This is a genomic window from Pseudomonas sp. NFACC42-2 (genome assembly GCF_900116055.1).
Lineage (GTDB): Bacteria > Pseudomonadota > Gammaproteobacteria > Pseudomonadales > Pseudomonadaceae > Aquipseudomonas > Aquipseudomonas marginalis.
This window is the reverse complement of sequence record NZ_FOZO01000002.1, coordinates 648,366-671,516: the sequence shown is the minus strand read 5'-3', so window position 1 is coordinate 671,516 and position 23,151 is coordinate 648,366. Positions and strand designations below refer to the sequence as shown.

Below are 23,151 nucleotides of genomic sequence, written 5' to 3'. Positions count from 1 at the left end.
CCGGCTGAGGCCGCCCCACCGGCCCCGTGCTACCGGGGCCAAAACAAAAAAACGCCGCCACCGGGTTCGCGAGGGCAAACCGGGTGTGCGACGTCTTTGTCGTGAAGGGGCAACCGCCGTTGGTTACCTGTGGTGATTACTTGGCAAGTCCTGTGCCAACCTGTTGTTTCGAGTGTTCAGCCGAGCAGTTCACTCATGGCGATGATCTGCTCCGCCACCTGGATCAGTTTCTGCTGGCGGCTCATGGCCTGGCGGCGCATCAGGGTGTAGGCCTCTTCCTCATTGCAGGCCTTCATTTTCATCAGCATGCCCTTGGCCAACTCGATGCGCTTGCGCTCGGCCAACTGCTGGTCACGGGCCTGGAGTTGGGCGCGCAAGGCCTGGTCGCTCTCGAAGCGAGCCATGGCCACGTCGAGGATCGGTTGCAGGCGCTGCGCCTGAATGCCTTCGACGATGTAGGCGCTGACCCCGGACTTGATGGCCTGGCGCATCACGTCGGGGTCGTGCTCGTCGGTAAACATCACGATGGGCCGGGGCTGGTCGCGGCTGACCAGTACCACTTGCTCCATCACATCGCGGCCCGGTGACTCGGTATCGATCAGGATGACGTCCGGGCGCACCGTTTCGACGCGCGCAGGCAGGTCGATGGTCAGGCCGGATTCATCGATCACTTCAAAGCCAGCCTCGATCAGCGCTGTCCTCAGGCGGCCGACTTTGCGCGGCGTGTCGTTGATCAACAGGATTCGCAGCATGGAAATCCTCCTGTCAGCGCAAGGCTTGGCGGCTGGTAGGGTCTGCCATGGCATGCAGGCGGAAGCTGCGCGCGTAGCCGGCGGGATCCGAGCCGTCCCAGATCTTGCCGTCGATCAGTTGACTGCTGCGCATATCCTCGCCGTTGTCGCCGAGGCCCAGTGCCTCGGCGGCCTGACGATACAGCGCCAGCTGTTGCACTTGGCGCGCCACGCCCAGGTAGTCAGGGTCTTCGCGCAACAGGCCCCAGCGTCGAAACTGGGTCATGAACCACATGCCGTCGCAGAGGTAGGGCAGGTTGACCTCGCCATCGGCAAAAAAACGCAGGGCGTGGGGGTCCTGCCATTGGTTGCCCAGGCCATCGTCATAGGCGCCCAGCAAGCGCGGCTCGATGCAGTCGAGCGGGGCATCGAGGTACTCGCGGCCACTGAGCAGTTGTGCGGTGGAGCGACGGTTTTCGGTGTTTTGCTCGATAAAGCGGCTGGCCTCCAGGATCGCCATCACCAGCACGCGGGCGGTGTTGGGGTACTGGTCGACAAACGCCTGGGTGCAGCCGAGCACCTTTTCCGGATGGTTCGGCCAGATCGCCTGGGTGGTCGCCAGGGTAAAGCCCTGGTTTTGCTTGACGGCACTGGCACACCAGGGCTCGCCGACGCAAAAGCCATCGATACGCCCGGCCTGCAGGTGCGCGAGCATTTGCGGGGGCGGTACCACGACGCTGTCCACATCCTGTAGCGGATGAATGCCTTGGCTCGCCAGCCAGTAGTACAACCACATGGCGTGAGTGCCTGTGGGAAAGGTCTGGGCGAAAGTCAGTTTTGTTCGGCTTTGGTGCACGTGGCGGTCCAGTGCCTCAGGAGTGACCACTCCCTGCTGTTGCAGGCTGCGGGACAGGTTGATGCTTTGGCCGTTCTGGTTCAGCCCCATCAAGACTGCCATGTCGGTAGGTGCAACGCCGCCGATGCCCAGGTGCACGGCATAGACCAGCCCGTACAGGCTGTGGGCGGCGTCCAGTTCGCCGCTGACCAGTTTGTCCCGCAGGTTGGCCCATGAAGATTGGCGCTTGAGGTTGAGGGTCAAGCCATACGGCTGTGCGAAACCCTGAGTCGCCGCCACCACCAGGGATGCGCAATCGCTCAAGGCCATGAAACCCAGGTCAAGGCTGCTCTTTTCCGGGGCATCACTGCCGTTGACCCAGGCCAGCGGGTCGTTCATCGGGCTGTTGCCAACCGAATCGTTCATCAACACCTACCTTTTCTTTCACAAAAAAGCGTCGTTCCCTCAGATGGCGATGCAAGGCCATTGCGGGTAACGACGCCTTTGTCCGTAAGCCCGCTCCGCCGTTGGTGCGCGCCTTGATACAGAGTCCGTAGCAAGGCACATGCCACGGGCCGATGGGCGCCGCCAGCCGTCAACTTTTCATCAAGATTGAAACTCGGCTGCCTCTCAGTATGGCCGCTTCTTACTGCCAGGCCGCCCAGGAAATCCAAGGTGTACGCTCACTTTTCCGTAACCACTCCCTGTCTCTGGCTGCTGTTTGCCGCGCTGATGCTGGGAAGTGCCGGTGCCCGGGGCGAAACCTACCAGGCGCAGGACGAGAGCCTGCATACCGTCTTTACCGCCTTGTCCGTGCCCATGGGCCTGCCCATCGTCGTGAGCAGTGAAGTGGCGCGCATACGCATCAGCGAGGTCATTGACCTCGCTATGCCGCTGCACGCCCTGGAGACGCTTGCGTTGCAGTACGGCTTGATCTGGTACAGCGATGGCCAAGCGCTCTACCTCTACAACGCCAGCGAGGCAAAACGTTCGGCAGTGGTGCTGCGGCATATATCTGTCGAGCGGTTTCGTGGCCTCATGCGCCGTTCGGGGCTTGATGAGACGCGCTACCCCCTGCGCGTGAGCGGGGCACGCACATTCGATGTGTCCGGGCCACCTCATTATGTCGACCACGTTTTGCGCCTGGCCCAATTGATGGATCGCGAGCGTGCTGAATTACAAGTAGGTAACCAGGCGTTTGCTGTCGTTCAGGTACTCAACACCCACGTGGCAGACCGTGGGTATGCCATGGGTGACGAAAAGGTCACGCTGCCGGGAATCGCGTCGACGATCGAAACCCTGTTGGGTTCTGAACAGAAGGGATTGCTGGCCGACAAGAACCTGGTGGTGATCGCATACCCGGATACCAATAGCCTGCTGATCAAGGGTAAACCTGCGCAGTTGCGGTTCATCGAGCGCCTGGTGGCGGAGTTGGACACGCCCAAGCGGTCTATCGAAGTCTCGCTATGGATGGTGGACATGGACCGTGACGAGCTGAAAAAGCTGGGTTTTGACTGGGACAAGGATGGGAAGGCCCAGGCCACGCGCATTCTGGAGCCGATGGACGATAACCGCGTGATGGCGCAAATCGCCACGCTGGAGCGCCGGCGGCGAGCAAGGGTGATGACGTTGCCGGTGATTCTCACCCAGGAGAATGTGCCGGCCGTGTTCCAGGATAACCACACCTTCTACCTGCCGGCTCCCGGAGCCGACCATGCTGATTGGAAGCCCGTGCAATACGGCTCCCAGGTCAGCGTACTGCCGCGTTTTGCCGAAGCGAACCAGATCGAGATGCTGCTCCATGTCGAGGATGGTCGACAATTGAGCCAGGCGGGGCGGCGCGGCAAACCGACCGCGGTCGGACGAGTGAGTGCCAGCAGTGTGGTGAGGGTCGCGCAGAGCAAGCGCCTGTGGCTGGGAGCGTTCAGCCGTGAGGCACATGAATCGGGGCGCAGCACCGTTCCAGCCGGCTCGGCCAAGGTTCGCCTGTTTGTCATTCAGGCCCGGGCCGCGGGTAGCGAGTTGAAGGCGTTGGCGACAGGCGTGGGTGCACCACCGTTGAGTGCAGCGCAATACGAGCGCGTGCAACGTGCGTTTGTACGCCCGGGTGGCGATAGCTCTCCGTGAATAAGGTGTTGACCCATGCATTTGGAAATTCTTCTACAGGAACAACTGATCAGCCGCAGGCGCCTGGCAGCCTTTGCTGCTGGAAAGGTGCTGCCATTGTCGCCGGGCATCATCCACTGCGTGGAAGTTCGGGTTAATGGCCGGTTGCTCGCATTGGGCGAGTTGGTGCAACTGGAGGATCGGTTGGGCGTTGAGTTGCACGAGGTCTATAAATGGGGAGCGCCTGACGTATGTGAGTGAAGTGTCTTACAGGGTGTTGCTAAAAAGCGTCGGCTGTATGGGGTTTTTCCTAGCGTGGGCCGCAAGGTGGTTTTTTATAGTCGTGATGTGGGCACAAGAGCCTGTACTGGAAAATAAGGACTTCAATGTCAGTAGTCGGATGTCGAGGTAGATATGGCCGTCGTGAATGATGAGTTGACGACGACGTCCCTGCTCTTTTCCCAGTGGACGCTGCATGGCGATGGTCGCCTGACCGGCGACGGCAGCGACGTCCAGTTGCCACCCAAGGAGCTGCATGTTTTGCGGCTGTTGTTGGTCTCTGGCGGTGTACTGATGACCAAGGATCGTTTGCTGGAGTTGGCCTGGCCCCAGGGAGAGGTCGCCGAGGAGTCGCTGACCCGTTGCATTTATTCATTGCGCAAGCATCTTGGCGCTGACAAAGGCTTTATCAAGACCATCTATGGTCGCGGGTATCGCTTTACCTGCCCGGTGAAGGCTGAGCGGCGTGGGCGCGGACCTATGGATACCCTGCAGCATGTGTGTTCGGCCTGTGGCCAAGTCAGTCATGGCTGAGTTCTGGCGCCGGCTGCTGTGGCTTGGCCTGGTGACGAGCGGCAATCAGGCACTGGCCTATTGCTGGGAGGAAACCGCCCATCGCTACGATATCGAGCCGGAGTTGCTACAGGCTATCGCCGCCGTGGAGTCGGATTTTCGCCCGGATGCGATGAACTACGCCAACGGTAACGGCACACGGGATATCGGCCTGATGCAGATAAACAGTATCCATTTGCCTCGCCTGCTCAAGCTGGGTATCACCGAGGAAAGGTTGTTGAGTGAGCCTTGCCTGTCGGTGGAAGTCGGGGCGTCCATACTGGCCGAGTTTATCCAGCGCTTTGGCTACAACTGGACGGCGGTGGGGGCCTACAATGTCGGGCCCGGCTCCGGCCCTGAGCGCGACGCGTTGCGCATGCGCTATGCAGAAAAAATCTGGGCACGTTATGAGGCCCTGGTACAGCAACGCTACTGACGTTTGGGCGGCGCGCCTCGCGTGCACCCCGCCACCCCGCTATAATCGCCGCCACCTTTCGCCGCCATCCGAGTCTAGCCCGCCCATGTATACCCTGGCCCGCCAGCTGTTGTTCAAACTCTCCCCGGAAACCTCCCACGATCTGTCCCTGGACCTGATCGGCGCCGGTGGCCGCCTGGGGCTCAATGGCCTGGTATGCAAGGCACCGGCGAAAATGCCGGTGTCGGTGATGGGGCTCGACTTCCCCAACCCGGTCGGACTGGCCGCCGGCCTGGACAAGAACGGTGCGGCCATCGATGGCTTCGCGCAGTTGGGTTTCGGTTTTGTGGAGATCGGCACCGTGACGCCGCGACCGCAACCGGGCAACCCCAAGCCACGTATCTTCCGCCTGCCGGAAGCCGAGGCGATCATCAATCGCATGGGGTTCAACAACCTGGGCGTCGATCATCTGCTGTCGCGCGTCGAGGCCGCAAAGTACAAGGGCATCCTCGGTATCAATATCGGCAAGAACTTCGACACGCCGGTCGAGCGCGCAGTGGATGACTACCTGATCTGCCTGGACAAGGTCTACGCCCACGCCAGCTATGTCACCGTCAACGTCAGCTCGCCCAACACCCCGGGCCTGCGCAGCCTGCAGTTCGGCGATTCGCTCAAGCAACTGCTCGAAGCCCTGCGCCAACGCCAGGAAGACCTGGCCGTGCGCCATGGCAAGCGCGTGCCGCTGGCAATCAAGATCGCCCCGGACATGAGTGACGAAGAAACCGTGCTGGTGGCCCAGGCCCTGGTGGATGCGGGCATGGATGCGGTCATCGCGACCAACACCACCCTCAGCCGTGTCGGCGTCGAAGGGTTGGCCCATGGCGATGAAGCGGGTGGTCTATCGGGTGCGCCAGTGCGTGATAAGAGCACCCATATCGTCAAGGTGCTGGCTGCTGAGTTGGCCGGGCGTTTGCCGATCATCGCGGTGGGCGGCATTACCGAAGGCAAGCATGCCGCCGAGAAGATCGCTGCGGGCGCCAGCCTGGTGCAGTTGTACTCGGGTTTTATTTATAAAGGCCCGGCGCTGATCCGCCAGTCAGTGGATGCGATTGCGGCCTTGCGCTGATAGTAGATGCACGCTGGGCGGGGAATGGTCATTAAAAACACCGCCAATAAAAAGGGCTCCTTAAGAGGAGCCCCTGGGCCGAAGCCCGCCGCCTGGATAGGGCGTGCGTGGTTAAGTCGCTACATATTCGAGGTGGTGTCGGAATTAAATGCCCTTGATTAGCCGACGGCGTGAAGTTCGTTGAGTCTGTGGATTCCCGCAGTGCCAGTCATACCGTCCCAGTTGTCGCCGCGTCCTTCTCGCCAGCCGTTGATCCAGGCTTGGCGTACCGACGGTAGAGTAAATGGGCAAAGCTCACGGGATTTGCCATGAACGCCATATTGATATCCGCGTAAAAATGCTCTTTCCAACGGATCACGCTTAAGTCTTCTCATAGGGTGTTTCCCTCACTTGTTGACTGTCTTGATATCCTTCGGCCTCGTCTGAGGCCGGGCAGAGTTTTTCTGCCGTTGGTGGGCTCGCTGCCGGCGTGGCGAGCCTATGTGTCGGCGTCGTTGCGGCGCCAACCTGTGTTGAGTTCTAACCAATAGGTCACATGGATTCAATGATCGTTTTGTCATAAGCACGTAACGATAACGATGCTATAGCCATAAGCTGGGATGGCTTTTCGCCCCATTTGTAGGGCAAAGCCAGCTATGATGCACCCTGCAAAGAGGACGGGTTTAATCCTTTAGTGAGAATGCCCGCTGGTTGCAGTCGGTTATTATTCGACGAAGGGTCGGAATATTTCTTTTTGTTGCGTCAAATTCTCTCTCTGCCCCGTCAATAAAGGCTCCAAGGCCCGTCAGACGGAGTGGAACGGCACATTCGTGCCACGCGGGCACTCTTCAAGAAAAGTGCTTGATTGAAAACCGAGCCGGCGATGCGTCGCCCGTTCACTTATTGCTGAAAAGCCTGGAATGCCCCATGTCGGACCGTTTTGAACTCTTCCTCACCTGCCCCAAGGGCCTCGAAGGCCTGCTGATCGAGGAAGCCGTCGGGCTTGGCCTTGAGGACGCCCGCGAGCACACCTCGGCCGTGCGCGGCATGGCCGACATGGAAACCGCTTATCGCCTGTGCCTCTGGTCGCGCCTGGCCAACCGTGTGTTGCTGGTGCTCAAGCGTTTCCCGATGAAGGACGCCGAAGACCTCTACCACGGTGTGCTGGATATTGAATGGGCCGATCACATGGTCTCCGACGGTACCCTGGCGGTGGAATTCAGCGGTCACGGCTCAGGCATCGACAACACCCACTTCGGTGCGCTGAAGGTCAAGGATGCGATCGTCGACAAGCTGCGCACCCCGACCGGCGAACGCCCGTCCATCGACAAGATCAACCCGGACCTGCGCATCCACCTGCGCCTGGACCGTGGCGAAGCCATCCTGTCCCTCGACCTGTCCGGCCACAGCCTGCACCAGCGCGGCTACCGCCTGCAGCAGGGCGCCGCGCCGTTGAAGGAAAACCTCGCGGCGGCGATCCTGATTCGTGCCGGCTGGCCGCGCATTGCTGCCGAAGGCGGCGCGCTGACTGACCCGATGTGCGGCGTGGGCACCTTCCTGGTGGAAGGCGCGATGATTGCCGCCGACATGGCACCTAACCTCAATCGCGAATTGTGGGGCTTCACCACCTGGCTCGGTCACGTCCCGGCGCTGTGGAAAAAACTCCACGCCGAAGCTACTGAACGCGCGGCCATCGGCATGAACAAGCCGCCGTTGTGGGTGCGGGGCTACGAAGCCGACCCGCGCCTGATCCAGCCCGCCCGCAACAACATCGAGCGCGCCGGCCTGAGCCACTGGATCAAGGTGTACCAGGGCGAAGTCGGCACCTTCGAGCCGCGCCCGGACCAGAACCAGAAAGGCCTGGTGATCTGCAACCCGCCCTACGGCGAGCGCTTGGGTGACGAAGCCAGCCTGTTGTACCTCTACCAGAACCTCGGCGAGCGCCTGCGCCAGGCCTGCATGGGCTGGGAAGCGGCGGTGTTCACCGGCGCGCCGGACCTGGGCAAGCGCATGGGGATCCGCAGCCACAAGCAGTATTCGTTCTGGAACGGCGCATTGCCGTGCAAGTTGCTGTTGATCAAGGTCAACCCGGATCAGTTCGTCACCGGCGAGCGCCGTACCCCGGAACAGCGCCAGGCCGAACGTGAACAGGCCGTTTACGACCAGGCCCCGGCCGAGCCGCAAGAGCGCCAGTACAACAAGAACGGCAACCCGATCAAGCCCGCCCCGGCCCCCGTGGTCGAGCAGGCGCGCCTGAGCGAAGGCGGGCAGATGTTCGCCAACCGCCTGCAAAAGAACCTCAAGCTGCTGGGCAAGTGGGCCAAGCGTGAAGGGGTGGATTGCTACCGCGTATACGACGCCGATATGCCTGAATACTCCATGGCCATCGACCTGTACCACGATTGGGTCCACGTGCAGGAATACGCTGCGCCAAAATCCATCGACCCGGAAAAAGCCTCGGCCCGCATGTTCGATGCCCTGGCGGCCATTCCCCAGGCGCTGAACATCGACAAGAGCCGCGTGGTGGTCAAGCGTCGCGAGCGCCAGAGCGGTACCAAGCAGTACGAGCGCCAGAGTGCCCAGGGCAAGTTCACCGAGGTCAGCGAAGGCGGCGTGAAGCTGCTGGTCAACCTCACCGACTACCTGGACACCGGTCTGTTCCTCGACCACCGTCCGATGCGCATGCGTATCCAGAAGGAAGCGGCCGGCAAGCGTTTCCTCAACCTGTATTGCTACACCGCCACCGCCAGTGTGCACGCAGCCAAGGGCGGCGCGCGCAGCACCACCAGTGTCGACCTGTCCAAGACCTACCTGGACTGGGCGCGTCGCAACTTCTCGCTCAACGGTTTCTCCGACAAGAACCGCCTGGAGCAGGGCGATGTGATGGCCTGGCTGGAGGCCAGCCGCGATGAGTTCGACATGATCTTCATCGACCCGCCGACCTTCTCCAACTCCAAGCGCATGGAAGGCATCTTCGACGTCCAGCGCGATCACGTGCAGTTGCTCGACCTGGCCATGGCGCGCCTGGCACCGGGTGGCGTACTGTACTTCTCGAACAACTTCCGCAAGTTCCAGCTGGAGGACAATCTCAGCGAACGCTATGCGGTCGAGGAAATCAGCGACAAGACCATCGATCCGGATTTTGCGCGTAATGCGAAGATCCACCGGGCGTGGAAAATCACCGCTCGCTGATCGCCGTCACGAAAAAGCCGCAAGCCTGGACTATTCCGGGCTTGCGGCTTTTTTACGCTGGTCAAACCCTGGGCCGATGGCTATAACTTAAGGCCTAGCCAAAGTGACACCCCCCGCACGCTGGCGTTGTGAGTGTTGCCTATGCCGTTGCAAGCCGTTCGCCCGAAAATCCTAGGCTTTATCAGTGAACAGGCGTCGGCTTGGCTGGTGGCATTGGTGGTGTTATTGGCAGGTTTTGCGCTGACGGCCATCGTCGCCTGGGCGGCCTCCGACCTCTATCAGCAACAGGTTCGCCAGCGCTTTCAGTTGCTGGTCAACGAGCGTTACACCCGCTTGCAGGAACGCTTCGAGGATCAGGAACAACGCCTGAACAGCCTGCGGCGGTTTTTCGTCAACTCTGATGAGGTATCCCGCGAAGAGTTCGATGGGTTTGCCCAGCCGTTGTTGTTGCGCGCCCGGGCCTACTCCTGGGCGCCGCGGGTGCTTCGCGAGCAGCGCAGTCAATTTGAACAAGAGGTGACCCGCCAGCGGGGCGCACCGTTTGTGATCCGAGAATTGAATTCGGCCGGTGAGTTGGCCCCGGCGCCCGAACGTGATGAATACGTGCCGGTGCTCTACAGCCAGACCCAAAGCCTGCTGGGCACACCGTTGGGTTTTGATCTGCTGGCCCAGCCCCTGCGGCGCTCGGCCCTTGAGCGGGCGCAAAAGAGCGGCAAGCTGGCGGTGTCCCAACCCATGCAGTTGGTGGGGGTCGAGCCTGCTTATGCCACTGGTGTATTACTGGTCGCGCCGGTGAGTCACCTGCCCACGTCCGAGCCGTCCCCAAATGAGCCATACGGTTATGTGATGGCGGTGATCAGCATGCGCCAGCTGGTCGCCGACGGCTTGCCCAAAGCGGAGCGGGACAACCTGGTGATGCAGATCGTCGACACCTCCGACCTGCAAAAGCGCGTGCTCTTCGAGTCCGGCAATACCGTGGCCAACAGCGACCTCGCTGGCGCGCGTCGTCTGACCCTGGGCGACCATGTGTACGCCCTGAGCCTGCGCCCGAGCAAGGTGTTCGAGCAGGCCAACTATTCCTCGCTGTCCACGATCCTGACCATGGGTAGCCTACTCAGCCTGCTGCTCAGCGCCTTGCTCTATGTGCTGGTGAGCCAGCGCCAGCGTGCGTTGAAACTGGTGGAGCAACGCACTGTGCAGTTGCGCTTGCGTGAGCAGGAACTACGTGGTGCCCATGGCCAGTTGCGCAGCGTACTCAACGCCGCTACCCAAGTGGCGATCATTGCCACTGACTTGCGCGGTGTGATCAACACCTTCAACGCCGGTGCCGAGCAGATGCTGGGGTACGAGGCCGACCAGGTGGTGGGCAAGCTGACCCTGGAAAGCCTGCACTTGGCGTTGGAGCTGGAGGCACGTTCCGCGAGCCTGAGTGTGACCTTGGGCAAGCGTATCCCGGCGAGCCAGGCGATGCTGGTGGAAAGCCCCGACAACCTGCACGAAGCCCGGGAGTGGACCTTGGTCCGCCAGGATGGCAGTCAGCTGATTGTGAACATGTTGGCCACCGTCTTGCTGGATGACCATGGTCTGTGGGTCGGGCACCTCGCGATTTACCTGGACGTCACCGAGCAGAAACGCGCTTACGAGGCCCTGGCGGCGCGGGACCGCCTGCTCAAGAAACTCAGTGCCCACGTACCCGGGGGGATCTTCCAATTCACCCTTGAACCCCAGGATAACTGGCGCTTTATCTACGCCAGCGACGGCATGCGCGATATCTATGAAATCGAGGTCAGCGCGTTGCAGCGGGATGCGACGAAGGTCTTCGAGCGAATCCACCCGCTGGACGCGGAACGGGTGCGGGCCTCGATTCGCCTGTCGGCATTGCAGTTGAGCCACTGGCGTGAAGAGTACCGGGTGCAGTTGCCGCAACGGGGTTTGCGCTGGATTCGCGGCGAGGCCACCCCGGAAGAATTACCGGGGGGCGGTACGCTGTGGCATGGCTATGTGTCGGACATTTCCGATTTGAAGCGGGTTGAAGAGGAGCTGCGCGCGCTGTCCATCACAGATTCCCTGACCGGGATTCACAACCGTCGCTATTTCCAGGACCGCCTCAGGGCCGAGATGGCGAGGCTCAACCGAACCAGTGGGACGCTGTCGGTGATCATGCTCGATATCGATCATTTCAAGCGGATCAATGACCAGCACGGGCATGCGGTTGGCGACGGGGTGTTGCAGGAGTTGTGCAGGCGCATCAGTCAGCGTCTGCGCCGCACCGACGTGTTCTGCCGCCTGGGGGGCGAGGAATTCATGGTGCTGTGCCCCAATACCGATGGCGAGCAGGCTTATGGCCTGGCCATGGAGTTGTGGCAATCCCTGCGTAACCTGCCGATGGAGCCTGTGGGCATCGTCACCGCCAGCTTTGGTGTGGCCAGCTGGCGGGTGGATGAAGGCATTGATGGCCTGTTGTTGCGTGCCGACTCTGCGGTGTACGTGGCCAAGCAGGCGGGCAGGGACCGGGTGGAGGCCGAGAGGGCGCGGGCCTGATGCCCGCTCCTATAGGACGGGAGCCGCCGCCGCCAGTTTTGGCTGGCGGTACAGATCCAGCAGCACCTGGTCCAGCACCGACGACGCACCCCACGGCTTCGGATCGTTGAGGATCGCCACCACCGCCCAGGTGTTGCCGTTGTTGTCGCGGCTGAACCCGGCAATGGCGCGCACGGTATTCAAGGTACCGGTCTTGACATGGGCTTCGCCGCGCATGGCGGTGGTCTTCAGGCGTTTGCGCATGGTGCCGTCGGTGCCGGCGATCGGCATCGAGCTGATGTATTCCGCAGCGTAGGGGCTTTTCCAGGCGGCTTGCAGCATGGCGGCCATCTCGCGGGCGCTGACCCGTTCGGCACGGGACAGGCCCGAACCGTTCTCCATCACCAGGTGTGGCGCGGTGATGCCTTTCTTCGCCAGCCACTGGCGCACCACCCGTTGCGCGGCCTTGGCATCGTCGCCGTCGGCATCGTTGCGGAACTGCGCGCCCAGGCTCAGGAACAACTGCTGGGCCATGGTGTTGTTACTGTATTTGTTGATGTCGCGGATGATTTCCGCCAGGTCCGGCGAAAAGGCGCGGGCCAGTACCTTGGCATCCTTGGGCACCGGTGCCTGGATATCGCGGCCCTGGATGGTGCCGCCCAGTTCCTGCCAGATCGCCCGTACCGCACCGGCGGTGTAGGTGGCGTGGTCCAGCAACGACAGATAAGTCTGCGAGCTGCAGCCATCGGCCAATTGGCCGCTGACGGTGACCGTCATGCTGCCATCGGCGCCTGTGACCGGGTTGTAGCGTACGTCGCCGGTGCACTGCTTGGCGTTGGAGGTCTTGACCTGGTTGTCGATGCGGATGCTGGCAATCGGCGGTTCGACCGAGACAAGCACGCGGCCCGAATCGTTACGGGTCACAAAGCGCAGGGCCTTGAGGTTGACCAGCAGGGCGTCGGGCTTGACCAGGAACGGTTTGTTCTCGTCGTTGCCGTCATCATTGAATTCCGGCAACTGCGGCTGGTTGAAGAAACTGCGGTCCAGCACTAGGTCGCCAGTGACTTGCTGTACGCCATTGGCCCGCAGGTCGCGCATCAGCAGCCAGAGTTTTTCCATATTCAGCTTGGGGTCGCCGCCGCCCTTGAGGTACAGGTTGCCGTGCAACACGCCACCGCTGAGGGTGCCATCGGTGTAGAACTCGGTTTTCCACTGGTGGTTGGGGCCGAGCATTTCCAGAGCCGCATAGGTGGTGACCAGCTTCATGGTCGAGGCCGGGTTCACCGAGACGTCGGCGTTGAAAACCGTGGGGGTGCCGGGGCCGTTCAACGGGATCATCACCAGGGACAGCGCAGTGTTTTGTAGCTTGGCTTTGGCCAGTGCCTGCTGGACGTTCGGCGGCAGGGTGTTATTGATCGGGGCAGCGGAAGTGGAAAAGGCCAGTGGCAGGAGAAAACCGGCGAGTAGCAATGGACGCAAAGATTTGATCATAAGAAATAAAACCCTACTGCTGAGGAGGGTGAAAAAGGCGAGGGGTAAATAGGAAAAATCCCTCAATGGTCATGAAAGTGTCGGCATTATGCCCCAAGGTGAAGGCACTTGTAGCTGAACGATAGCTGGTAATCGGCGTTTTTTTAACAGCAAAGTGCCGCCTGTCCCAGAGAGTCGGGCAATCGTCGTCTTAAACTGCTAAAGTGCCGCCCGTTATTACTTATGAGGATTGTTCCAATGGCGACTAACCGTTCCCAGCGTCTGCGCAAAAAACTGTGCGTTGATGAATTTCAAGAGCTGGGTTTCGAACTGAACCTGGACTTCAAAGAAGGCCTGAGTGAAGAAGCTATCGACGCTTTCCTCGAAGCATTCATCAAAGAAGCCATGGAAGCCAATGGTCTGGGCTATGTTGGCGGCGATGACTACGGTCTGGTTTGCCTGCAGAAGCGTGGCTCGGTCTCCGAAGAGCAGCGTGCTGCCGTCGAAGCCTGGCTGAAAACCCGTTCCGAGCTGACCAAGGCTGAAGTCAGCCCGCTGCTGGACGTGTGGTATCCGGAAAAGCCGATCAACGCGGCTAAGTGATACTGAAAAAACGGCGACCTGAGGGTCGCCGTTTTTTTATGCCTTGCGCCAGTTCAGAATCAGCAGCGTCAATACCCCCGCCACAATCCCCCAGAACGCCGACCCGATGGAAAACAACGTCAAGCCTGACGCGGTGACCATAAAGGTGATCAGCGCCGCTTCCCGTTCCTTCGGCTCATTCATGGCGATACTCAAGCCATTGATGATCGAGCCAAACAAGGCCAAGGCCGCAATCGACAGCACCAGTTCCTTGGGCAAGGCTGCGAACAGTGCCGCCAGTGTTGCGCCGAACACCCCGGCTATCCCGTAGAACACCCCGCACCATACGGCGGCGGTGTAGCGTTTATTACGGTCTTCATGGGCGTGGGGGCCGGTGCAGATCGCTGCGCTGATCGCCGCCAGGTTGATGCCGTGGGAGCCAAAGGGCGCCAGCACCAGCGAGGCCAGGCCGGTGGCGGTGATCAGCGGCGAGGCCGCCACGTTATAGCCATCGGCCCGCAGTACGGCGACGCCGGGCATGTTCTGCGAGGTCATCGCCACCACGAACAACGGAATCCCGATGCTGATGGTTGCCGCCAACGAGAAGTGCGGTGTCGTCCACACCGGCGTCGCCACTTCCAGGTGGAAACCGCTGAAGTCCAGCAAGCCCATCAGCCCCGACAGCAGGGTACCGATCACCAGGGCGGCCAGTACCGCGTAGCGTGGCGACAGACGCTTGATGATCAGGTAGGTGAAAAACATCCCCAGTACCAGGCCGGTGCGATGCTGCGCAGCGACGAAAATCTCGCTGCCGATCTTGAACAGGATCCCCGCCAGCAGGGCGGCCGCCAACGACGCAGGGATACGCTTGACCAGTTTTTCAAAGCTGCCGGTGAGCCCGCAGAGCGTCACCAGCACCGCGCAGGTGATGTAGGCACCAATGGCCTCGCCGTAACTCACACCGCCCAGGCTGGTGATCAACAGCGCCGCGCCGGGGGTGGACCAGGCAATGGTGATCGGCGTGCGGTAGCGCAGGGACAGGCCGATGCTGCAGACCGCCATGCCGATGGAAATCGCCCAGATCCACGAAGAAATCTGCGCCGTGGTCAAGCCGGCCGCCTGGCCGGCCTGGAACATCAGCACCAGGGAGCTGGTATAGCCGGTCATCATGGCGATAAAGCCGGCGACAACGGCGGAGGCAGAAGTGTCGGCCAGCGGGCGCAAGGGCGCTTGGGTGGCGTCGGTCATGGAGAGGTGTTCCTTTTACCTGGGTGTTTGCCGGTGACGGCGCAGATTCAAGCCTAAACTCAAACGTAACGACTCATTGCAATACAGACGGCACCGCAAACAGCCGTACAGTGTGTTGGCGCAGTGGGTTGTGTACAATGTGCGCTGTTTTTAGGTGATACTTGCCAGCGACCCCGTGTTGCCGTATTACCTTAAAGTTGCCGTATTACCGTTAATTCGCCGCCGTTCTCCCTACCCGAGTGCCCATGAACGAACAGTTGCAACCTCTCAAGAAACAACCGCGAGCCGGCAAGGCCGGTCGCAGCGGAACCCAGGACGATATCGTCTACGCGCATATCTTCGAGGCGATCCTCGAGCAGCGCCTGGCACCCGGTACCAAATTGAGCGAAGAGGCACTGGGCGAAATCTTCGGCGTCAGCCGCACCATCATTCGTCGCGCGCTGTCGCGCCTGGCCCATGAAGGCGTGGTGTTGCTGCGGCCCAATCGTGGCGCGGTGGTGGCGAGCCCAAGCGTGGAAGAAGCACGCCAGGTGTTCCTGGCCCGGCGCCTGGTAGAGCGGGCGATCACCGAACTGGCAGTGCAGCACGCCACCGCCGAGCAACTGGCCGAACTGCGCCAGATGGTCAACGACGAGCGCGACAGCTTCTCCCGCGGCGATCGCGGTGCGGGCATCCGCCTCTCCGGCGAATTCCACCTCAAGCTGGCCGAAGCCGCGAAAAACGCGCCGCTGATCAGCTTCCAGCGCAGCCTGGTGTCCCAGACCTCGTTGATCATCGCCCAGTACGAAAGCGGCAACCGCTCGCACTGTTCCTACGATGAGCACACCCAGCTGATCGATGCGATCGAAGCACGGGACGCAGCGCTGGCGGTGAACTTGATGATGCATCACATGGATCACATCGACAGCAAGCTCAACCTCGATGAAGAGAGTGCGTCGGATGATTTGCATGCGGTGTTCTCGCATCTGTTGCAGACCAAGAAGCCGGGGCGTTCTTCAGTCAAGCTGTAAACCCGATTAAAAAATGTGGGAGGGGGCTTGCCCCCGATGGCAGAGTGTCAGTCACTGAATTAAGTGCCTGATCCACCGCTATCGGGAGCAAGCCTCCTCCCACATTTGTTTTGTGTCGTGGCGCAGATCAGCGTTGGTGCACGAGTTGGCCGGCAGCGTAGGTCTGCAACACGGTCCGATCATCCCCCAGTGTCATGAGCACAAACAACGTCTCGGCAATGTTATTGGCCTGCTTCAAGCGATAGCTCAGCAGCGGCGTGGCGTTGTAGTCCAGCACTAAAAAGTCTGCATCGGTGCCCGGCTGCAGCGTGCCGATCTTGTCTTCCAGGCGCAGCGCCCGCGCACCGCCCAGGGTAGCCAGGTACAGTGACTTGAAGGGGCTCAACCGCGCGCCCTGCAGTTGCATGACCTTGTAGGCTTCGTTCAAGGTTTGCAGCAGCGAGAAACTGGTGCCACCACCCACATCAGTGCCCAGTCCGACATTCAGCTTGTGTTTCTCGGCCATCGGCAGGTTGAACAGGCCGCTGCCGAGGAAGAGGTTCGAGGTCGGACAGAACGCCACCGCCGACCCCGTCTCCGCCAACCGCGCGCATTCCTCATCACACAGGTGCACGCCGTGGGCAAACACCGAGCGCTGGCCCAGCAGCTGGTAGTGGTCGTACACATCCAGATAGCCATTGCGCTCCGGAAACAGCGCCTTCACCCACTCGACTTCCTGCTTGTTCTCACTGATGTGCGTCTGCATGTACAGGTCCGGGTATTCGCCCAGCAGTTGCCCGGCCAGCGCCAATTGCTCCGGCGTGCTGGTCGGCGCAAAACGCGGGGTGACCGCATAGTGCAGGCGGCCCTTACCGTGCCAGCGCTCGATCAGCGCCTTGCTTTCCTGGTAGCTGGATTCGGCGGTGTCGGTAAGGTAGTCCGGAGCGTTGCGGTCCATCATCACCTTGCCGGCGATCATGCGCAGGTCGAGTTTTTCCGCCGCCTCAAAGAATGCGTTCACCGATTGCGGATGCACGCTGCCGAACACCAGTGCGGTGGTGGTGCCGTTGCGCAGCAGTTCCTTGATAAAAATGTCTGCGACTTCTTCGGCGTGGGCCTTGTCGGCGAACTGGCTTTCGCACGGGAAGGTGTAGGTGTTGAGCCAGTCCAGCAACTGCTCGCCATAGGCGCCGACCATGCCGGTTTGCGGCAGGTGGATATGGGTGTCGATCAGGCCGGGGATGATCAGCGCATCCTGGTAATGGGTGATGTCGATGTCGGCAGGCAAGCTCGGCAGCAGGTCGGCGGCATGGCCCACGGCGCTGATCCGGCCGTTTTCGATCACCAGCAGGCCGTCTTCGAAATACTCGTAGGAGGCTTCGATCCCAACGTCAGCGGGGTCGGCGATGCTGTGCAGGAGGGCGGCACGGTAGGCTTTGCGAGTCAAAGGCATGGTCGTCTCAATTGATAGCTTGGCTGCGGCGCGAGGCCGGCAGCAGTTTGGCAATGGGTTCGGCGCTCGCGGTGTGCTGGCCGAAACTGGCGTTATAGGTGGCGATGATTTCGCCGGCGATGGAAATGGCGATCTCCACCGGCAACTTGCCCTTCACCTCGCTGAGGCCCATGGGGCAACGCATGCGTTGCAACTGCGCGGCGTCGAAGCCGCGATCGCGCAGGCGGTGTTCGAACTTGACGCGTTTGGTCTTCGAACCGATCAGGCCGAAGTAGGCAAAGTCATTGCGCTTGAGCAGGGCGGCGGTGAGTTCCAGGTCCAGCGCGTGATTGTGGGTCATGACGATGCAGTAACTGCCCACCGGCAGGTCGGCAATTTCGTCCACCGGCTCTTCGCTGATGATTTTACGCACGCCCTGGGGGATATGTTCCGGAAACTCCTGCTCGCGGGAATCGATCCAGCGTACCCGGCACGGCAGGCTCGCCAGCAACGGCACCAGCGCGCGGCCGACATGGCCGGCGCCGAACACCGCGATCTGCGCCTGCACCTGGCCCATGGGTTCGAACAGCAGCACGGTGACGCCACCGCAGCACTGGCCCAGGCTGGCGCCGAGGCTGAAGCGCTCCAGATGGGTGTTCTGCTGGCCGCGCACGAGCATGTCGCGGGCGATCTGCATGGCCTTGTATTCCAGGTGCCCGCCGCCGATGGTGTCGAAGGTCTGCGCGGCACTGATCACCATCTTCGAACCGGCATTGCGCGGCGTGGAGCCGAGCTCTTCGATGATGGTCACCAGTACGCAGGGTTCGCCCCGGTTCTGCAGGTCGGCGAGGGCGCTGATCCAGTTGTTCATGTTTACCTCAACATTACTGTTGGCAGTTCGGCCGTCATCGGTCTAGAGCGAAGCCATTTCAGTTTCAGTCTCGACAGCTGTCGCCGTCTGCAACCTGCGCATCTGCTCACACCCCCACAACACCCGCTCCGGTGTCGCCGGCGCATCGATCTTCGGCTGATGGCGATAATCAGCCAGGCTCGCCACCGCGTCCTTGATCGCGCACCACGAGGCAATCCCGAGCATGAACGGTGGCTCGCCCACGGCCTTGGAATGGAACACCGTGTCTTCCGGGTTCTTGCGGTTTTCCACCAGCTTCACGCGCAAATCCAAAGGCATGTCGGCCACCGCCGGGATCTTGTAGCTGGCCGGGCCGCAGGTCTCTAGCTTGCCCTTGTTGTTCCACACCAGCTCTTCCATGGTCAGCCAGCCCATGCCTTGGATAAAGCCGCCTTCCACCTGGCCGATGTCGATGGCCGGGTTCAGCGAGGCGCCCACGTCGTGGAGGATGTCGGTGCGCAGCATCTTGTATTCGCCGGTCAGGGTGTCGACGATCACTTCGCAGCACGCCGCGCCGAAGGCGAAGTAGTAGAACGGCCGACCGCGGGCCTGGCTGCGGTCGTAGAAGATTTTCGGGGTCTTGTAGAAGCCGGTGCTCGACAGCGAGACCTGGGCGAAATACGCCTGTTGGATCAGCGCTTCAAAGCTCAGGATCTGCTCGCGCACGCGCACATGACCGTTATGGAATTCCACATCCGCTTCGCTCACGTCGTACTTGCGCGCGGCAAACTCCACCAGGCGTTGCTTGATGGTTTCGGCGGCGTTCTGCGCGGCCTTGCCGTTCAGGTCCGCACCGCTGGACGCGGCGGTCGGCGAGGTGTTGGGCACCTTGTCGGTGTTGGTGGCGGTGATCTGCACGCGGTCGATGTCCACCTGGAACACTTCGGCCACCACTTGTGCGACCTTGGTGTTCAAGCCCTGGCCCATCTCGGTGCCGCCGTGGTTCAGGTGGATGCTGCCGTCGGTGTAGATATGGATCAGCGCACCGGCCTGGTTCAGGAAGCTCGCCGTGAACGAGATCCCGAATTTCACCGGCGTCAGCGCCAGGCCTTTCTTCAGGATCGGGCTGTGGGCGTTGTACAGGCGGATCGCTTCACGGCGCTCGGCGTATTGGCTGCTGGCTTCAAGTTCGGCGGTCATCTCTTCGAGCATGTTGTGCTCGACGGTCTGGTAGTAGTGGGTGACGTTGCGCTCGGTCTTGCCGTAGTAGTTGGCCTTGCGCACCGCCAATGGGTCCAGCGCCAGATGACGGGCGATGGCGTCCATCACGTCCTCGATGGCGACCATGCCTTGCGGGCCGCCGAAGCCGCGATAGGCGGTATTGGACGCGGTGTTGGTCTTGCAGCGATGGCCGTTCACCGTGGCATCGCCCAGGTAATACGCGTTGTCGGCGTGGAACATGGCGCGGTCGACGATCGAGTTGGACAGGTCCGGCGAGCAGCCGCAGTTACCGGCCAGCTCCAGGTTGATCCCGTGCAGGCGACCGCTGTCGTCGAAGCCCACGTCGTATTCGATGTAGAAGGGGTGGCGCTTGCCGGTCATCAGCATGTCTTCGACGCGCGGCAGGCGCATCTTGGTCGGCTGGCCGGTGAGGCGCGCCACCACCGCACACAGGCACGCCGGGCTGGCGGCCTGGGTTTCCTTGCCACCGAAACCGCCGCCCATGCGGCGCATATCGACGACGATCTTATTCATCGACACGCCCAGCACTTCGGCTACCAGCTTCTGCACTTCGGTGGGGTTCTGCGTGGAGCAATAGACGATCATGCCGCCGTCTTCGGTGGGCATTACCGAGGAAATCTGGGTTTCCAGGTAGAAGTGTTCCTGGCCGCCGATATGCAGGGTGCCCTGGAGGCGGTGCTTGGCGGTCGCAAGCGCGCCGGCCGAATCACCCCGTTGGTGGGTGTGGCTGTCGAGCACGAAATGCTTGTTGCGAAAGGCCTCGACCACATCCAGCACGGGCTCCAGGTCTTCGTATTCGATCACGGCGGCCATCGCGGCCTTGCGTGCGGTGTCGAGGTCGCGGGCGGCCACGGCCAAAACCACCTGGCCGACGAACTGCACCGTGTCGATGGCCAGCAAGGGGTCGCCGGGCAGCAGCGGGCCGATGTCTTTCAGGCCCGGCACGTCTTCGTGGGTGATGACGATACGTACACCGTCGAAGGCGTAGCAGGGCGCGGTGTCGATGCGGATGATCCGGGCGTGGGCGCGGTCGGACATGCGTGCATACAGGTGCAACTGATTGGGGAATTCCAGGCGGTCATCGATGTACTGCGCTTCACCGGACACGTGCTTGGCGGCGCTGTCATGCTTGACGCTGCGGCCGACCCCGGAGGTCAGGTCCTGGGCAAACAGCGCGGCCAGTTCGGCCTGGGTTTTTTCCACGGCGTGATGGTTAGACATAAGCGGTCACCCGAGTCTCGATGTGCGGCGTTTGCAGTTCGATGAAGTATTTGCGCAGCAGGTTCCGGGCGCTGAGCAGGCGGTATTCCTTGCTGGCGCGGAAGTCCGACAGCGGGGTGAAATCCTCGGCCAGGGCGGCGCAGGCTTTCTCGACGGTGGCGGCGTTCCAGGTGGCACCGACTAACACGGCTTCGCAGTTTTTCGCGCGTTTTGGCGTGGCGGCCATGCCGCCGAACGCGACGCGGGCATCACTGATCACACCGTTGTCGATCTTCAGGTTGAAGGCCGCACACACGGCGGAAATATCGTCGTCCAGGCGCTTGGAAACCTTGTAGGCACGGAACAGCGCATGGCCCTTGGGTACGATGATTTTTTCGATGAACTCGCTGTCCTGGCGCGCCGTCACGCGGTAGTCGATGAAGTAGTCTTCCAGGGCCAGCGTACGGCGCGTGTTGCCTTTGCACAGCACGATCTGCGCGCCGAGCGCGATCAACAGCGGCGGCGAATCGCCAATCGGCGAAGCGTTGCCGATATTGCCGCCGAGGGTGCCCTGGTTGCGGATTTGCAGGGAGGCGAAGCGGTGCAGCAGGTCGCCGAAATCCGGGTATTCGTGGTGCAGCGCGGTGTAGCAGTCGGAGAGGGCAGTGGCGGCGCCGATTTCCAGGCGGTCGTCGAAGTCCTCGATGCGCTTCATCTCTTCAATATTGCCGACATAGATCATCACCGGCAGGGTGCGGTGGAACTGGGTGACTTCCAGCGCCAGGTCGGTGCCGCCGGCCAGCAGGCGGGCTTGCGGGTAGGCGTCGTAGAGATCCGCCAGGTCGGCGACGGTGAGGGGCACCAGGCAGCGTTTGTCGCCGCTGTTGAGTTCACCGGTTTGGGTCGGCGCGATGGCTTTGAGGCGGGCGATGGTCTCGGCCTGGCGGCTGTCGAACTGGTCTACCGGTTTGTTGCAGCAGGCCTGTTCGGCGGCGGCCAGGATCGGCCGATAGCCGGTGCAGCGGCACAGGTTGCCGGCCAGGGCTTCGTGGGCCTTCTGGCTATCGGGGGCGTCGCTGTTCTTTTGCAGGGCGAACAACGACATCACAAACCCGGGGGTGCAAAAGCCGCATTGCGAACCGTGGCACTCCACCATCGCCTGTTGCACGCTGTGCAATTGGCCCTGGTGCTTGAGGTCTTCGACGCTGATCAATTGCTTGCCGTGCAGCGACGATACAAATGTCAGGCAGGAATTGAGGCTGCGATAACGGATCTGCTCAACGCCCTGAGGGTCGGTGTGCAACTCGCCGACCACCACCGTGCACGCACCGCAGTCGCCGCTGGCGCAGCCTTCCTTGGTACCGGGTTTGCCCACATGCTCGCGCAGATAGTTGAGCACGGTCAGGTTGGGGTCCAGGGCGTGCTCGCTACGGAGTTCCTGGTTAAGTAAAAACTGGATCACGGAAGGCCTCGCAGACTCATTATTGTTGTTAACCACTTTGCGCCGAATCTAGTCATGTCTGACTTTTCGGTCAATGATTTTCTGACCAGAAGGTCAGGAAAATGCGATCACAACACTTTCAATTATGGTTCAGTCTTCTGAAACCGGCGTTTTTGGGGGCGTGTGGGTGTTCAGCGTTGCTTATTTCATGCCAAATTCGCCACGGTGGGCGTAGCGCCATCAGCGGGCCAATGCGCTACACTGCCGCGCTTGTACCGATAGACGATTTTGAAGGGAAAACATGACGTTCAAGGCGCCGGACAGTCTCGCCGAGCAAATCGCTCACCACCTCGCCGAACGTATCATTCGCGGCGATCTCAAGCCTGGAGAGCGGATCCAGGAACAGAAAGTCACGCTGGCGCTGAATGTCAGCCGTGGCTCCGTGCGTGAAGCTTTATTGATCCTCGAACGCCGCCACCTGATCGCGATCCTGCCGCGCCGTGGCGCCCATGTGACCGAGCTCACGGCGCACAAGGTGCAGAGCCTGTGCACGCTGATGAGCGAGTTGTATATCCTGCTTGGCAATGCGGTCGCCCAGGGCTGGCAGACCCAGGCCGACATGGCGCCGTTCGTCCAGATCCAGCAGCGCCTGGTGAGCAATTACGAGCGCCAGGACATCCGCGCCTTTGTCGAAGAATGCTTCAATGTGATGCGCGCCGCGTACCCCTTTGCCAACAACCCGTATTTGCAGGAAACCGTCGAAAACCTGCAGCCGGCGATGAACCGTGCCTATTACCTGGCCCTGGATCAGCGCAAGGCGTCCATGAGCGAGTACCTGGCGCTGTTCGAGCAACTGCTCGCCGCCGTACTCGCCCGTGACCTGGAGCAGATCCGCCAGGTGCTGTCGGCCTACTGCCAGCGCAGCAGCTCGCTGGTCATCGCTGCGTTGGCGGACGCCTAAA

At 61.3% G+C, this 23,151-nt stretch carries 19 protein-coding genes; 10 read left to right on the top strand and 9 right to left on the bottom strand.

Annotated elements, in window-relative coordinates; translation table 11 throughout:
• Nucleotides 1-176 precede the first annotated feature (176 nt).
• Together BM416_RS06920 and BM416_RS06915 are read right to left on the bottom strand one after the other, a co-directional pair.
• Entirely contained in the window at nt 177-752 is a 576-nt protein-coding gene (locus BM416_RS06920; RefSeq protein WP_027603690.1) for an ANTAR domain-containing response regulator, read from the bottom strand.
• A gap of 13 nt (nt 753-765) precedes the next feature.
• Nucleotides 766-1,992 (bottom strand): CmpA/NrtA family ABC transporter substrate-binding protein, encoded by a 1,227-nt coding sequence (locus tag BM416_RS06915; RefSeq protein WP_092486785.1) that lies wholly within the window; start codon nt 1,990-1,992, stop codon nt 766-768.
• Between the two features lie 306 nt (nt 1,993-2,298).
• Here BM416_RS06915 and sctC point away from each other — a divergent pair, with 306 nt between their 5' ends.
• The 5 genes from sctC (at nt 2,299) to BM416_RS06890 (ending at nt 6,044) form a co-directional block, all read left to right on the top strand.
• Complete coding sequence (gene sctC, locus BM416_RS06910) at nt 2,299-3,693, top strand: type III secretion system outer membrane ring subunit SctC (protein ID WP_092486934.1); 1,395 nt, start codon at nt 2,299-2,301, stop codon at nt 3,691-3,693.
• Between the two features lie 15 nt (nt 3,694-3,708).
• Nucleotides 3,709-3,933 carry a FliM/FliN family flagellar motor switch protein gene (locus BM416_RS06905; protein ID WP_092486782.1) on the top strand — a complete coding sequence of 75 codons (225 nt, stop codon included), beginning with the start codon at nt 3,709-3,711 and terminating at the stop codon, nt 3,931-3,933.
• 153 nt (nt 3,934-4,086) lie between these two features.
• Nucleotides 4,087-4,485: a winged helix-turn-helix domain-containing protein gene (locus BM416_RS06900; protein ID WP_092486779.1), complete on the top strand. Its 399-nt coding sequence runs from the start codon at nt 4,087-4,089 to the stop codon at nt 4,483-4,485.
• Nucleotides 4,478-4,939 (top strand): transglycosylase SLT domain-containing protein, encoded by a 462-nt coding sequence (locus BM416_RS06895; protein ID WP_092486776.1) that lies wholly within the window; start codon nt 4,478-4,480, stop codon nt 4,937-4,939. Before BM416_RS06900 ends, BM416_RS06895 begins: the two co-directional genes overlap by 8 nt.
• An 85-nt stretch (nt 4,940-5,024) precedes the next feature.
• Nucleotides 5,025-6,044, top strand: a complete 1,020-nt coding sequence (locus BM416_RS06890; protein WP_092486772.1) for a quinone-dependent dihydroorotate dehydrogenase — start codon at nt 5,025-5,027, stop codon at nt 6,042-6,044.
• A 158-nt stretch (nt 6,045-6,202) separates the two neighbouring features.
• On the opposite strand, the gene rmf is transcribed toward BM416_RS06890, so the two are convergent.
• Complete coding sequence (gene rmf / locus BM416_RS06885; RefSeq protein WP_002553055.1) at nt 6,203-6,418, bottom strand: ribosome modulation factor; 216 nt, start codon at nt 6,416-6,418, stop codon at nt 6,203-6,205.
• 532 nt (nt 6,419-6,950) lie between these two features.
• Between rmf and rlmKL the strand changes: the two genes are divergently transcribed.
• Together rlmKL and BM416_RS06875 are read left to right on the top strand one after the other, a co-directional pair.
• Nucleotides 6,951-9,215 carry a bifunctional 23S rRNA (guanine(2069)-N(7))-methyltransferase RlmK/23S rRNA (guanine(2445)-N(2))-methyltransferase RlmL gene (rlmKL, locus tag BM416_RS06880; RefSeq protein WP_065924769.1) on the top strand — a complete coding sequence of 755 codons (2,265 nt, stop codon included), beginning with the start codon at nt 6,951-6,953 and terminating at the stop codon, nt 9,213-9,215.
• A 141-nt stretch (nt 9,216-9,356) separates the two neighbouring features.
• Nucleotides 9,357-11,756 carry a sensor domain-containing diguanylate cyclase gene (locus tag BM416_RS06875; protein WP_092486769.1) on the top strand — a complete coding sequence of 800 codons (2,400 nt, stop codon included), beginning with the start codon at nt 9,357-9,359 and terminating at the stop codon, nt 11,754-11,756.
• A gap of 9 nt (nt 11,757-11,765) precedes the next feature.
• Here BM416_RS06875 and dacB read toward each other — a convergent pair whose 3' ends face one another.
• Nucleotides 11,766-13,226: a D-alanyl-D-alanine carboxypeptidase/D-alanyl-D-alanine endopeptidase gene (gene dacB, locus BM416_RS06870; protein ID WP_092486766.1), complete on the bottom strand. Its 1,461-nt coding sequence runs from the start codon at nt 13,224-13,226 to the stop codon at nt 11,766-11,768.
• A 237-nt stretch (nt 13,227-13,463) separates the two neighbouring features.
• Here dacB and BM416_RS06865 point away from each other — a divergent pair, with 237 nt between their 5' ends.
• Entirely contained in the window at nt 13,464-13,808 is a 345-nt protein-coding gene (locus BM416_RS06865) for a YggL family protein (protein WP_010208515.1), read from the top strand.
• Nucleotides 13,809-13,844: 36 nt separating this feature from the next.
• On the opposite strand, the gene BM416_RS06860 is transcribed toward BM416_RS06865, so the two are convergent.
• Nucleotides 13,845-15,035, bottom strand: a complete 1,191-nt coding sequence (locus BM416_RS06860) for a benzoate/H(+) symporter BenE family transporter (protein WP_092486763.1) — start codon at nt 15,033-15,035, stop codon at nt 13,845-13,847.
• 245 nt (nt 15,036-15,280) lie between these two features.
• On the opposite strand from BM416_RS06860, the gene BM416_RS06855 reads away from it, so the two are divergent.
• Nucleotides 15,281-16,045 (top strand): GntR family transcriptional regulator, encoded by a 765-nt coding sequence (locus tag BM416_RS06855; RefSeq protein WP_003175499.1) that lies wholly within the window; start codon nt 15,281-15,283, stop codon nt 16,043-16,045.
• Between the two features lie 127 nt (nt 16,046-16,172).
• Here the strand turns inward: BM416_RS06855 and guaD are convergent, their stop codons facing one another.
• Genes guaD through xdhA form a run of 4 tightly spaced genes read right to left on the bottom strand, consistent with a single transcriptional unit; the run spans nt 16,173 to nt 22,210 of the window.
• A complete protein-coding gene (gene guaD, locus BM416_RS06850; RefSeq protein ID WP_092486760.1) occupies nt 16,173-17,477 on the bottom strand; it encodes a guanine deaminase in 1,305 nt (434 codons plus the stop codon).
• A 7-nt stretch (nt 17,478-17,484) separates the two neighbouring features.
• Nucleotides 17,485-18,327, bottom strand: coding sequence for a xanthine dehydrogenase accessory protein XdhC (xdhC, locus tag BM416_RS06845; protein ID WP_092486757.1), 843 nt, complete (start codon nt 18,325-18,327; stop codon nt 17,485-17,487).
• Between the two features lie 42 nt (nt 18,328-18,369).
• On the bottom strand, nt 18,370-20,769 hold the full coding sequence (gene xdhB / locus BM416_RS06840) for a xanthine dehydrogenase molybdopterin binding subunit (protein WP_092486755.1): 2,400 nt from the start codon (nt 20,767-20,769) through the stop codon (nt 18,370-18,372).
• The gene (gene xdhA, locus BM416_RS06835) at nt 20,762-22,210 is read right to left on the bottom strand and encodes a xanthine dehydrogenase small subunit (RefSeq protein ID WP_092486753.1); all 1,449 of its coding nucleotides are present in this window, start codon (nt 22,208-22,210) and stop codon (nt 20,762-20,764) included. Before xdhA ends, xdhB begins: the two co-directional genes overlap by 8 nt.
• Nucleotides 22,211-22,490: 280 nt before the next feature.
• On the opposite strand from xdhA, the gene BM416_RS06830 reads away from it, so the two are divergent.
• Nucleotides 22,491-23,150 carry a GntR family transcriptional regulator gene (locus BM416_RS06830; RefSeq protein ID WP_092486750.1) on the top strand — a complete coding sequence of 220 codons (660 nt, stop codon included), beginning with the start codon at nt 22,491-22,493 and terminating at the stop codon, nt 23,148-23,150.
• The last annotated feature ends 1 nt before the right edge of the window (nt 23,151 follow it).